Origin of the sequence: Kitasatospora sp. NPDC052868, from assembly GCF_044547105.1 — a bacterium.
GTDB lineage: Bacteria > Actinomycetota > Actinomycetes > Streptomycetales > Streptomycetaceae > Kitasatospora.
Map to the genome: position 1 here is coordinate 337623 of NZ_JBITZW010000003.1, position 12924 is coordinate 350546.

A 12924-nucleotide genomic window follows, 5' to 3' on the forward strand; every position below is an offset into this window, starting at 1 on the left:
CCTGCTTGACTCCTGGCCACCACCAGGAGCCAAGGAGGCGCCGCCGTGCCGGAGCCGGACCAGTCCGCACCCACCCCCGCAGCCGACCTCGACCTGCTGGTCGTCGGCGGGGCCGGGGTCGACACCATCGTCCGGGTCGACCGGCTCGAAGTGCCCGCAGGAGACTCGCAGTACGTCCCGCCGGTGCGGGACTACGTCGCCCACACCGGCAACGGCGTCGCCCTCGGCGCCCACCACCTGGGGCTGCGCACCGCCTTCATCGACCACCTCGGCGACGACCCGCAGGCCGCCCTGATCCTCGCCGAATACGCCCGCCAGGGCCTGGCGTTCGACCACCTCGTCTCCCCGCACGGCACCCCGCGCGCGGTCAACCTGGTCGACGCCGACGGCCGCCGGTTCTCCTTCTACGACGGCCGCCACCCCGACGGGCTGCGGCTGCCGCGCGCGTTCTACCTCCCGTACGTGGAGCGCAGCCGGCACGTCCACCTCTCCATCACCGGCCCCAACCGGGACATGTACCCGGACATCCACCGGCTCGGCCGCAGCAGCTCCACCGACCTGCACGACTGGGACGGCCGCAACCCCCACCACCGGCCGTACGCGCTCCGGTCCGACCTGGTCTTCCTCTCGGTGGCCGGCTGCCGGGGCCGCCACGAGCAGGTGATGCGGGGGATCCTCGCCGAGGGCCGCGCCACCACCGTGGTCGCCACCGCGGGGGCGGACGGCTGCCATCTGCTCACCCGGGACGGGCAGTTCCGGCACGTCCCGGCCGTCGACCCGGGCCGCCCGGTGGTGGACACCAACGGTGCCGGGGACGCCTTCGTGACCGGCTTCCTGTACGCCTGGTTCCAGGGCCGCCCGCCGCTGGAGTGCGCGCGGTCCGGCTCGGTGGCGGGCGCGTTCGCCTGCACCACGGCGGGCACCCACACGGCGTTCATCACGGCGGACGGCCTGAGCGCCGGAGCGGTGACCGCCGGAGCGGCCGACCGCGCGGGCTGAGATTTCTCATCCGGCTCCCAGCCGGGCATCACACCCTTCCCAGCTGCACCCGCCATAGTCGGACCGACAGTTCGCACCGACACCCAGGGCAGGAGCAGACAGGCATGGGCCAGCACCGTCGCCGCACCCCCCGCCGCCGCCTCCTGGTACCCACCCTGCTCACCGCCCTGGCGGCGCTCACCGTCGCCACCGTCGTGGCGGGTTCGCACGCCCCGACCCCCGGGGCGGCGGCCGTCGCCGGTCCGACCGTGACGGCCGCCGCCCCCGCCTCCGCCGGGTCCGAAGCCGCCGCCCCGCCCCCGTCCGTCGATGCCGCCGCCCCCGCCGACTCCGCGGCCCCCGCCGGCAGTCCGTCCCCCGCCGACAGCCCGTCCTCCGTCGACAACCCGTCGCCCGTCGCCGCCCCCGCATCCTCCGCGGCCCCCGCCCCGCCCGCGCTCGGCACCACGGCCACGGCCCCCGCCACCCCCGAATCCGCCACCGTGGGCGCCCTGTTCACCGGAGCGGTCGCCGCCGGGGGGCACTTCTGCACCGCGAGCGTGCTGCACAGCACGACCGGCAACCTGCTGCTCACCGCCGCCCACTGCCTCAGCAGCACCTCCGGCGTCACCTTCGCCCCCGGCTACCGCGACGGCACGGCCCCCTACGGCACCTGGCGGGTCACCGCGATCCACACCACCACCGGCTGGTCCCAGGACGGCGACCAGGACGAGGACTTCGCGATCCTGGAGACCGCCTCCAACGCCGGCCGCCGGATCGAGGACGTGGTCGGCGCCAACCGGCTCGGGACCGACGAGCCCTTCGGCGTGACCGTCCGCCTCTACGGCTACCCCAACGGCTCCGACGGCCCGGTCCTCTGCACCGACAGCACCGGCCGCCAGAGCACCTACCAGCGCGTGGTCGACTGCCCCGACTACCCGGGCGGCACCAGCGGCGGCCCCTGGATCAGCACCGCCACCGGCCATGTGGTCGGCGCCATCGGCGGCTACCAGGAGGGCGGCGACAGCCCCGACACCTCCTACAGCGCCTACTTCGACCACACCATCGCCGCCCTCTACGACGAGGCGGTGGAGTCGGCCTCCTGAGCGGGTGTCGACATCCCGTTCGGTCGACGTGTGCGCCGCGTGAAAACTCTCCGTCGACGATCCAAGCCACCGGAGAGGCCTTCGTGACCACCTCCCGCACCACCGCCCTGACGATCGCCGCAACGGCCCTGGCCCTCGCCGCCGGCTGACCGCGGACGGCCCACCCCGGCCCGCCGCCCCGCCGTGGGCGGCGGCCCGGCGCGTGGCCGGCAGACCCTGCCCGTGACATGACGAAGGCCCAGATCCGTGGATGAACTCCACTGATCTGGGCCTCTGTTGCACTTCTTGCGAAGTGCCCCCGGCAGGATTCGAACCTGCGCACCCGCCTCCGGAGGGCGGTGCTCTATCCCCTGAGCTACGGGGGCCTGCTTGGTGCTGTCGTTGCTCTCGCTTCGACGTGGAGAACATTACCAGGCCCGGGCCGTGGTCCGTGCACGGGTTTTGGCGACGCGCCCCGGGGCGTCCGGGGCCGGTCGGCCGGCGGGGGAGGGGCGGGAGGGAGGCAGGGGGGCGGAGAGGGAGTGGAGACGGAGCGCGGGGTGGTGGACGGGGGAGCGGAAGTCGGGAAAGGCCGGACGGGGCGACGGGCGCGCCGATACCCTCGGTGAGGTGTCGGGAGTGTCCGGGCGGGTCCTCGTGGTGGACGACAGCGAGGTGATCCGCCAGCTGATCAGGGTCAACCTGGAGCTCGAGGGCTTCGAGGTGGTGACCGCCGCCGACGGCGCCGAGTGCCTGGAGGTGGTCCGCCGGGTGAAGCCGGACGTGGTGACGCTGGACGTGGTGATGCCGCGACTGGACGGCCTGCGGACGGCGGCCCGGCTGCGGGCCGCCCCGGGGACGCGCCGGCTGCCGATCGCGATCGTCAGCGCCTGCACCCCGGCGGATCTGGACCTGGGGGAGTCGGTCGGGGTGGACGGCTACCTCGGCAAGCCCTTCGATCCGGCGGATCTGGTGGCGCTGGTGCGGCGGCTGATGGTCCGCGGCGGTGCGGCCGAGGGGTTTCGCCCTCAGCGAACAGATGGCGTCGATCGGGGCTGAGCCGGGCGGGCGGACGTCTCAACCGGCAAACCGGGTGGCGGGCGGGCACCCCCTCTCGCCTACGCTTGGCGTCGTGACCCCCGCAGAACTTTCCCAGGCAGTCCAGGCCGCAGTGAGCGCCGCCGTCGAGGCGGGCGAGCTGGCCGTCGCCGTGCCCGAGCACGTGACGGTCGAGCGGCCCAAGAACAGGGACCACGGCGACTACGCGACGAACGTGGCCCTCCAGCTCGCGAAGTCGGCCGGCAAGCCGCCGCGAGCCGTGGCCGACCTGGTGGCCGCCCGTCTGCGAGAGCTGCCCGGGGTCGCCAAGGTCGACATCGCCGGGCCGGGCTTCCTGAACATCACGCTCGACGCGGCCACCCAGGGCGCGCTGGCCCGCTCCATCGTCGAGGCCGGCGAGCTCTACGGCCGCAACGAGGCCCTCAAGGGCCTGAAGATCAACCTGGAGTTCGTCTCCGCCAACCCGACCGGTCCGATCCACATCGGCGGCGTCCGCTGGGCCGCCGTCGGCGACTCGCTGGCGCGGGTGCTGCGGGCCTCCGGTGCCGACGTCACCACCGAGTACTACCTCAACGACGCCGGCGTGCAGATCTCCAAGTTCGCCGGCTCGCTGAAGGCCGCCGCCAACGGGCAGCCCGTCCCGGCCGACGGCTACGTCGGCGAGTACATCGTCGACATCGCCAAGGCGATCGTGGACGGCGTCCCGGGCGTGCTCGACCTGCCCGAGGCCGAGCAGCTGGAGGCCTTCCGCAACGAGGGCCTCAAGCTCATGGTGGCCGAGATCCAGCGCTCCATGCGGGAGTTCGGCACCCACTTCGACGTCTGGTTCTCCGAGAAGTCGCTGCACGACTCCGGCGCCGTCGAGAAGGCCATCGACCGGCTGCGCGAGCAGGGCCACGTCTTCGAGCAGGACGGCGCGATCTGGCTGCGCACCACCGACTTCGGCGACGACAAGGACCGCGTCCTGATCAAGGCCGACGGCGAGACGACCTACTTCGCCGCCGACGCCGCCTACTACCTCTCCAAGCGGGACCGCGGCGCCGAGGTCTCGGTCTACATGCTCGGTGCGGACCACCACGGCTACGTCAACCGCCTCAAGGCCATCTCGGCCTGCGCGGGCGACGACATGGACCGCAACATCGAGGTCAAGATCGGCCAGTTCGTGAAGATGCTTCGCGACGGCGAGGAGGTCCGCATGTCCAAGCGGGCCGGCAACATCATCACGATCGACGACGTCGTCGACTGGATCGGCGTGGACGCGGCCCGGTACACCCTGGCGCGCTCCTCCACCGACTCCACCATCACGCTCGACATCAACGTGCTGACCAGCCAGACCAACGAGAACCCGGTCTTCTACGTCCAGTACGCGCACACCCGGATGTGCGGCGTCCAGCGCAAGGCGGCCGCGCTCGGCATCACCAAGGCCCAGGACTTCAAACCGGAGCTGCTCGCCAGCGAGTGGGAGTCCGACCTGCTCGGCCGGCTCGGCGAGTTCCCCCGCGTGCTGGCCCGGGCCGGCGAGCTGCGGGAGCCGCACCACGTCGCGCGGTACCTGGAGGAGGTCGCCCGCGACTACCACCGGTTCTACGACAACTGCCAGATCCTGCCCAAGGGCGACGAGGAGGTCACCGACCTCACGCACGCCCGGCTCTGGCTCGCCGACGCGACGCGCACGGTGATCGCCAACGGCCTCACGCTCCTGGGCGTGACGGCGCCCGAGCGGATGTAGCACCACCCCCAAGCGCACAGCGGGGGCGGCGGACGGTCAACGGGGACCGCCGCCGCCCCTCGCCATAGGTCAAGGACGAGAGACACCGATGAGTCGCTCCGCACACCCCGCAGGTCCCCGCCACGGCGACGTGCTGCCCGAGGGCCACTACCAGGCGCCGCCGAGCGACCTGAACGCGCTCGACCCCAAGGTCTGGTCGAAGACCGTCGCCCGCGGCGCCGACGGCGTGGTCACCGTCGGCGGCCTGGACGTCAACCGGATCGCCGCCGAGTTCGGCACCCCGGCCTACGTCATGGACGAGGACGACTTCCGCTCCCGGGCGCGCGCCTGGCGGGACGCCTTCGGCGAGGGCGCGGACGTCTACTACGCGGGCAAGGCCTTCCTCTCCAAGGCGGTCGTGCGCTGGCTGCACGAGGAGGGCCTGAACCTCGACGTCTGCAGCCCGGGCGAGCTGGCGGTCGCGCTGGCCGCCGGGATGCCCGCCGAGCGGATCGCGCTGCACGGCAACAACAAGTCCGTGCACGAGCTGGAGCAGGCCGTGAAGGCGGGCGTCGGCCACATCGTGCTCGACTCCTACGAGGAGATCGAGCGCCTGGCGGCGATCGCCGCCCGCCAGGGCGTGCGCCAGCCGGTGCTGATCCGGATCACCGTGGGCGTCGAGGCGCACACCCACGAGTTCATCGCCACCGCCCACGAGGACCAGAAGTTCGGCCTCTCGCTGAGCGGCGGCGCGGCGGCCGAGGCGGTCCGCCGGGTGCTCGGCCGGGACAGCCTGGAGCTGCGCGGCATCCACTCGCACATCGGCTCGCAGATCTTCGACACCGCGGGCTTCGAGGTGGCCGCCCGCCGGGTGGTCGGCCTGCTGGCCGAGATCCGCGACGAGCACGGCGTGGAGCTGCCCGAGATCGACCTCGGCGGCGGCCTCGGCATCGCGTACACCAGCGAGGACGACCCGCGCGAGCCGGCCGAGATCGCCGCCGCGCTGGCCGAGATCGTCCGCCGCGAGTGCGCCGCCGCGAACCTGGCCGCCCCGCGGCTGAGCGTCGAGCCGGGCCGCGCGATCGTCGGCCCGACCGCCTTCACGCTGTACGAGGTCGGCACCATCAAGCCGCTGGACGGCCTGCGCACCTACGTCAGCGTGGACGGCGGCATGTCCGACAACATCCGTACCGCGCTGTACGACGCCGAGTACTCGGTGGCCCTGGTGTCGCGTCGCAGCGACGCCGAGCCGATGCTGGTACGGGTGGTGGGCAAGCACTGCGAGTCCGGCGACATCGTCGTCCGGGAAGCCTTCCTGCCCGCCGACCTGGCCGCGGGCGACCTGATCGCGGTACCGGCCACCGGCGCCTACTGCCGCTCGATGGCCAGCAACTACAACCACGCCCTCAAGCCCCCCGTGCTGGCCGTGAACGACGGCGCGGCCCGGGTGATCGTCCGGCGCGAGACGGAGGAGGATCTCCTGCGTCTCGATATCGGATGACGAAATCCTTGTCTCAGATCATGGAACGACCGTAGATCCGTACGGAAAGTCCCGGAGACTGGTACAGACCGAAGTTCCGGCGGACCCCCGAAATCCCGCCGGAAATACCGAAGCACGATGAATGCAGAGCGGAGTCGGATGATGCGTACGCGGCCGCTGAAGGTGGCGTTGCTGGGCTGTGGTGTGGTGGGCTCCGAGGTGGCGCGCATCATGACGACGGACGCCGCCGACCTCGCCGCGCGCATCGGCGCGCCGGTCGAGCTCGCCGGTATCGCGGTCCGCCGGGCCGGACGGGTCCGTCCCGGCGTGCCCGAGCACCTGATCACCACCGATGCCGAGGCCCTGGTCAACCGGGGCGACATCGACGTGGTGGTCGAGGTGGTGGGCGGCATCGAGCCGTCCAAACACCTCATCCTGTCGGCGTTCAAGCAGGGCGCCTCGGTGGTCAGCGCCAACAAGGCGCTGCTCGCCAAGGACGGCACCGAGCTGCACGCCGCGGCCGCCGAGGCCGGCGTGGACCTGTACTACGAGGCCGCGGTGGCCGGGGCGATCCCGCTGATCCGCCCGCTGCGCGAGTCCCTCGCGGGCGACAAGGTCAACCGGGTGCTCGGGATCGTCAACGGCACCACCAACTTCATCCTCGACAAGATGGACAGCACCGGCGCCGGGTACTCGGAGGCGCTGGAGGAGGCCACCGCGCTGGGCTACGCCGAGGCGGACCCGACGGCCGACGTGGAGGGCTTCGACGCCGCCGCCAAGGCCGCCATCCTGGCCGGTATCGCCTTCCACACCAAGGTCACCGCGGCGGACGTCTACCGCGAGGGCCTGACCGAGGTGACCGCCGCCGACATCGCCTCCGCCAAGCAGATGGGCTGCGTGGTCAAGCTGCTGGCGATCTGCGAGCGGGCCGCGGACGGCGGGTCCGTCACCGCCCGCGTCCACCCGGCGATGATCCCGCTCACGCACCCGCTGGCCTCCGTCCGCGAGGCGTACAACGCGGTGTTCGTCGAGGCCGAGGCGGCCGGTCGGCTGATGTTCTACGGCCCGGGCGCGGGCGGCGCGCCGACCGCCTCGGCGGTCCTCGGCGACCTGGTCGCGGTCTGCCGCAACAAGCTCGCCGGCGCCACCGGCCCCGGCGACTCGGTGTACACCCGGCTGCCGGCCAAGCCGATGGACGAGGTGGTCACCCGCTACCACGTCAGCCTGGACGTGGACGACCGCGCGGGCGTGCTCGCCCAGGTGGCGTCCGTCTTCGCCGAGCACGGCGTCTCCATCGACACCGTGCGCCAGCAGGGCCGCGACGGCGACGCCTCGCTCGTCGTGGTCACCCACCGTGCGACCGACGCCGCCCTGTCGGCGACGGTCGACAAGCTCCGCGCACTGGACAGCGTGCGCGACGTGGCCAGCATCATGCGGGTCGAAGGGGAGTAGGAACAGCCATGAACGCCGTGATCGACAGAGGCGCCCACACCCACCAGTGGCGCGGCCTGATCGAGGAGTACCGCCACCGGCTGCCGGTCGGCGACAACACCCCGGTGGTCACCCTGCTGGAGGGCGGCACGCCGCTCGTCCCCGCCCAGGTGCTCTCCGAGCGCACCGGCTGCGACGTCTACCTCAAGGTCGAGGGCGCCAACCCGACCGGGTCCTTCAAGGACCGCGGTATGACGATGGCGATCTCCAAGGCCAAGGAGGACGGCGCCCAGGCCGTCATCTGCGCCTCCACCGGCAACACCTCGGCCTCCGCCGCCGCGTACGCGGTGCGCGCCGGCATGGTCTCGGCGGTGCTGGTCCCGCAGGGCAAGATCGCGCTCGGCAAGATGGGCCAGGCCCTGGTGCACGGCGCGAAGATCCTTCAGGTGGACGGGAACTTCGACGACTGCCTCACCCTTGCGCGTGAACTGTCCGAGAAGTACCCGGTGGCGCTGGTCAACTCGGTGAACCCGGTCCGGATCGAGGGCCAGAAGACCGCCGCCTTCGAGATCGTCGACATGCTCGGCGACGCGCCGGACATCCACGTCCTGCCGGTCGGCAACGCGGGCAACATCACCGCGTACTGGAAGGGCTACCGCGAGTACGCCACCGACGGCCTGGCCGCCCGCACCCCGCGGATGTGGGGCTTCCAGGCCGCCGGCTCGGCCCCGATCGTGGACGGTGCGCCGGTGCTCAAGCCGCAGACCATCGCCACCGCGATCCGGATCGGCAACCCGGCCTCCTGGGACTTCGCGCTCGCCGCGCGGGACGAGTCGGGCGGCCTCATCGACAAGGTGACCGACCGTCAGATCCTGTCCGCCTACCGGCTGTTGGCCGCGCAGGAGGGCGTCTTCGTGGAGCCCGCCTCGGCGGCCTCGGTGGCCGGTCTGCTGGCCAAGGCGGAGGCCGGCCTGGTCGACCCGGGCCAGCGGATCGTCTGCACGGTGACCGGCAACGGCCTCAAGGACCCGGACTGGGCGGTGGCCGGTGCGCCGCAGCCGCAGATCGTCCCGATCGACGCGGAGGCCGCCGCGCAGCGCCTCGGCCTGCTGGACTGACCGGATCCCGCCGCTCCCGAGCCGAATCCAGGCCCCGGGCCGACCCTTTCGGGGGTCGGCCCGTCGCCGTCTCCGGCTGACACTTTTGTGTCAATTCAGCGGCGTATTCCGCGCCCGTTTCGGCACGCATTCCGGCCAGAAGCGGCAACACACCAGATCGAAGGCCCACGGGGTGTACCACTGTGGAACCTCTCTTCGATACTCTGGGTCCGGCCGTGTGGCACATGCCCCGGGCCCGACCCGCTCCCCGGGCCGCGCCGACGACTGTGACCGTCCGCCCAGGACGGGGCCCGCGGCCCCCTCCCCCCACCCTCGCACCGACGCGCTTCGCGCCGTCCGATTTCCCCAGGAGAGTCCACCGCATGGCCGGTCCTGCGTTCCGTGCCGCCGCCGTCCGGGTCCGGGTCCCCGCGACCAGCGCCAACCTCGGCCCCGGCTTCGACGCCTTCGGACTCGCGCTGGGTCTGTACGACGACGTGGTGGTCCGGGTCGCCGACTCCGGGCTCTCCGTCGACATCGCCGGTGAGGGCGCCGACACGCTGGCCCGCGACGAGCGCCACCTGGTGGTCCGCTCGATGCGCGCCGCCTTCGACCGCCTCGGCGGCCAGCCGCGCGGCCTCGAGGTCGTCTGTGCCAACCGGATACCGCACGGCCGGGGCCTCGGCTCCTCCTCGGCCGCGATCTGCGCCGGCATCGTGGCCGCCCGCGCCGTCACCATCGGCGGCCCGTCCGCCCTGGACGACGACGCGCTGCTGGCCCTCGCCTCCGAGCTGGAGGGCCACCCGGACAACGTCGCCGCCTGTCTGCGCGGCAACTTCACGGTGGCGTGGACGGACGAGGAGTCGGCCAAGGCCGTCACCCTGGAGCCGTCCGACCGGGTCGTGCCGGTGGTCTTCGTACCGGGCACCGAGGTGCTCACCGAGACCGCCCGCGGCCTGCTGCCCAAGACCGTCCCGCTGGCCGACGCCGCCGTCAACGCGGGCCGTGCCGCGCTGCTGGTCGAGGCCCTGACCAGGCGCCCCGAGCTGCTGCTCGCCGCCACCGAGGACCGGCTGCACCAGGACTACCGGGCCTCGGCGATGCCGGACAGCGCCGCGCTGGTGGGGGCGCTGCGGGCCGAGGGCTACGCCGCGGTGATCTCGGGCGCGGGCCCGACCGTCCTTGCCCTGACCGACGAGGCGGGGGCCGACAAGCTGGTCCACTTCGCGGGCGAGGCGTTCGCCGCGCACCGGCTGGAACTCGACCGGACCGGGGCCTCGGTACTCCCGCTCGACGTCTGAACACCCCGTCCGGGAGGCGGGCTCCGGCACGGCCGGAGCCCGGTCCTCCGGACACGATTGGCAAGCGCACGGCTGGGGAATGTCTGAGGGGGTCGGTAGTGTTAACCTCATTGCTGCACCAGGTGCCCTCCGGGGCTCGGTGCGCCGCGTCCCGATCCCAGCACTCCGCATCAGCGGAGTCCCGGCGATGCACGGGGCGACGATTCTCCGGGAGCCCACCGCAGCGCGTACGCAGCCTGCCTGCGCGACACGCGGCCGCATCCCGAAGCCGTGACGGCACCTGACCCCCACCCCGCAGCCTCCCCACTCCGAGGCCATGCCGGGCGGAGCACGGGCCACCGTCACGCGACGGGGCCCGGGATTCGCAGGCAGCGTGGGGGTACCACCCGGCCGGAGGCCGGGGGAGGGTCGGTACGCGACCATCCCACCGCGCCAACCCAGCACCACCGTGCTTCACGCACCGCACCTCGCAGCCCCTCCCCCGACCGGCTACCGCCATCCGGGGGATCACCGCCTCGGACCGACGCAGTCGAGCGTTGGTCAGGACAGCACAACCGGTCGCCGTGCCAGACAGGCCGACGTCCGCTCCAGGGAAGGACCCTTAGTGAGCGACACCACCGATCTGATGGGCGCGCGCCCGGACGCCGAGGCGTCGGACGCAGCCGCCGCCCCCGCGGCCCCGGCCCGGCGCCGTCGCACCGCCGCCGCGGGCCTGGACGGCCTCGTCCTGGCCGAGCTGCAGAAGCTCGCCTCGACGCTCGGGATCAGCGGCACGGGACGCCTGCGCAAGAGCCAGCTGATCGAGGCCATCAAGGAGAAGAGCGGCGGGGACCCGCTGCTCGCCGCCGCCGGCGGCACCGCCGCCGCGCCCGCCACCAAGCGTGCCGCGGCCAAGGCCGAGACCGCCGAGCCGGCCGAGAAGCCGGCCCGCCGGACCAAGGCCGCGCAGGCCGAGACCCCGGCCGCCGAGGCGCAGGCCCAGATCGAGATCCCGGTCCAGGCCGCCGCCGAGACCGCCGCCGCCGCGCCCGCCCGCACCGAGCGCACCCGCCGCCGGGCCACCTCGGCCGCCGGCGCCCCGACCGCGGACGCCGTCGCCGAGGCGCCCGCCGCGGTGGTCACCGAGGCCAAGCAGGCCGAGGCCCGCCCGGCCGAGACCCGCGGCTTCGAGGGCCGCGAGGAGGGTCGCACCGAGACCCGCCGCGACCGCCGCGACCGCCGTGACCGCCGCGAGGGCGGCGAGCGCGAGGGCCGCCAGGAGGGCGGCGAGGCCCAGACCGCGCAGGACGCCGACTCCCGCGAGTCGCGTCGCGACCGGCGCAACCGCCGGGACCGCGCGGACCGTCCCGAGCGCCAGGGCCAGCAGGGCCAGCAGCAGGGCGGCCAGAGCGAGGGCCAGCAGGGCCGCCAGAGCCAGCAGCCCGCCCAGCCGCAGGTGCAGCAGGGCGGCTACGACGACGACGAGTTCGGCGACGGACGCCGTGGCCGTCGCGGCCGCTACCGCGACCGCCGTGGCCGCGGCCGCCGCGAGGGCTTCGAGGTCGGCCCCGCCGAGCCGCAGGTCGGCGACGACGATGTGCTGATCCCGGTCGCGGGCATCCTCGACATCCTCGACAACTACGCGTTCGTGCGCACCTCCGGCTACCTGCCGGGCCACAACGACGTCTACGTCTCGCTCGCCCAGGTCCGCAAGAACGGCCTGCGCAAGGGTGACGCCATCACCGGTGCGGTGCGCCAGCCGCGCGACGGCGAGCGCCGCGAGAAGTTCAACGCCATGGTGCGCCTGGACTCCGTCAACGGCATGGACCCGGAGAGCGGCCGCGGCCGCCCCGAGTTCAACAAGCTCACCCCGCTGTACCCGCAGGAGCGGCTGCGCCTGGAGACCGACCCGGGCGTGCTGACCACCCGGATCATCGACCTGGTGTCGCCGATCGGCAAGGGCCAGCGCGGTCTGATCGTCGCGCCGCCGAAGACCGGTAAGACCATGGTGCTGCAGGCGGTCGCCAACGCGATCACCCACAACAACCCCGAGTGCCACCTGATGGTCGTCCTGGTCGACGAGCGTCCCGAGGAGGTCACCGACATGCAGCGGTCGGTGAAGGGCGAGGTCATCTCCTCGACCTTCGACCGCCCGGCCGAGGACCACACCACCGTCGCGGAGCTGGCCATCGAGCGCGCCAAGCGCCTGGTGGAGCTGGGCCACGACGTGGTGATCCTGCTGGACTCGATCACCCGTCTGGGCCGCGCCTACAACCTGGCGGCGCCGGCCTCCGGCCGCATCCTGTCCGGTGGTGTCGACTCGACCGCGCTGTACCCGCCGAAGAAGTTCTTCGGCGCCGCGCGCAACATCGAGAACGGCGGCTCGCTGACGATCCTGGCCACCGCGCTGGTCGAGACCGGCTCGCGGATGGACGAGGTCATCTTCGAGGAGTTCAAGGGCACCGGCAACATGGAGCTCAAGCTCGACCGGAAGCTCTCGGACAAGCGCATCTTCCCGGCCGTCGACGTCGACGCCTCCAGCACCCGCAAGGAGGAGATCCTGCTGGGCAGCGAGGAGTTGGCCATCGTCTGGAAGCTCCGCCGGGTGCTGCACGCGCTCGACTCGCAGCAGGCGATCGAGCTGCTGCTGGACAAGATGAAGCAGACCAAGTCGAACGCCGAGTTCCTGATGCAGATCGCCAAGACGACCCCCGGGTCCGGCGACTGACAGTAGGTAACCGGTAGGCAGGCACAGAACCCTGGATCGCGCGAGCGGTCCAGGGTTCTGCGTTTGTTCCAGAGTTGG

At 72.9% G+C, this 12924-nt stretch carries 9 protein-coding genes and 1 tRNA gene; 9 read left to right on the forward strand and 1 reads right to left on the reverse strand.

From position 1 onward, the window contains the following. Positions 1-45: 45 nt before the first annotated feature. Both ACIGZJ_RS07925 and ACIGZJ_RS07930 read left to right on the forward strand, forming a co-directional pair. Positions 46-999, forward strand: a complete 954-nt coding sequence (locus ACIGZJ_RS07925) for a carbohydrate kinase family protein (RefSeq protein ID WP_396456444.1) — start codon at positions 46-48, stop codon at positions 997-999. 104 nt (positions 1000-1103) lie between these two features. Continuing rightward, positions 1104-2084, forward strand: coding sequence for a trypsin-like serine peptidase (locus ACIGZJ_RS07930; RefSeq protein ID WP_396456445.1), 981 nt, complete (start codon positions 1104-1106; stop codon positions 2082-2084). A 293-nt stretch (positions 2085-2377) separates the two neighbouring features. Here ACIGZJ_RS07930 and ACIGZJ_RS07935 read toward each other — a convergent pair. After that, positions 2378-2449: transfer RNA gene (locus ACIGZJ_RS07935), tRNA-Arg, on the reverse strand. A 244-nt stretch (positions 2450-2693) separates the two neighbouring features. Here ACIGZJ_RS07935 and ACIGZJ_RS07940 point away from each other — a divergent pair. The 7 genes from ACIGZJ_RS07940 to rho all read left to right on the forward strand — a co-directional run bounded on the left by ACIGZJ_RS07940 (position 2694) and on the right by rho (position 12846). Continuing rightward, the gene (locus tag ACIGZJ_RS07940; protein WP_396456446.1) at positions 2694-3122 is read left to right on the forward strand and encodes a response regulator; all 429 of its coding nucleotides are present in this window, start codon (positions 2694-2696) and stop codon (positions 3120-3122) included. 73 nt (positions 3123-3195) lie between these two features. Further along, positions 3196-4851: an arginine--tRNA ligase gene (argS, locus tag ACIGZJ_RS07945; protein WP_396456447.1), complete on the forward strand. Its 1656-nt coding sequence runs from the start codon at positions 3196-3198 to the stop codon at positions 4849-4851. A gap of 88 nt (positions 4852-4939) precedes the next feature. Continuing rightward, a complete protein-coding gene (gene lysA / locus ACIGZJ_RS07950) occupies positions 4940-6331 on the forward strand; it encodes a diaminopimelate decarboxylase (RefSeq protein ID WP_396456448.1) in 1392 nt (463 codons plus the stop codon). Between the two features lie 138 nt (positions 6332-6469). After that, the gene (locus ACIGZJ_RS07955; RefSeq protein ID WP_396456449.1) at positions 6470-7762 is read left to right on the forward strand and encodes a homoserine dehydrogenase; all 1293 of its coding nucleotides are present in this window, start codon (positions 6470-6472) and stop codon (positions 7760-7762) included. A gap of 8 nt (positions 7763-7770) precedes the next feature. Then, a complete protein-coding gene (gene thrC / locus ACIGZJ_RS07960; RefSeq protein WP_392929254.1) occupies positions 7771-8859 on the forward strand; it encodes a threonine synthase in 1089 nt (362 codons plus the stop codon). A 362-nt stretch (positions 8860-9221) separates the two neighbouring features. Continuing rightward, complete coding sequence (gene thrB / locus ACIGZJ_RS07965) at positions 9222-10139, forward strand: homoserine kinase (RefSeq protein ID WP_396456450.1); 918 nt, start codon at positions 9222-9224, stop codon at positions 10137-10139. Positions 10140-10743: 604 nt separating this feature from the next. Beyond that, entirely contained in the window at positions 10744-12846 is a 2103-nt protein-coding gene (rho, locus tag ACIGZJ_RS07970; RefSeq protein WP_396456451.1) for a transcription termination factor Rho, read from the forward strand. Positions 12847-12924: the final 78 nt, after the last annotated feature.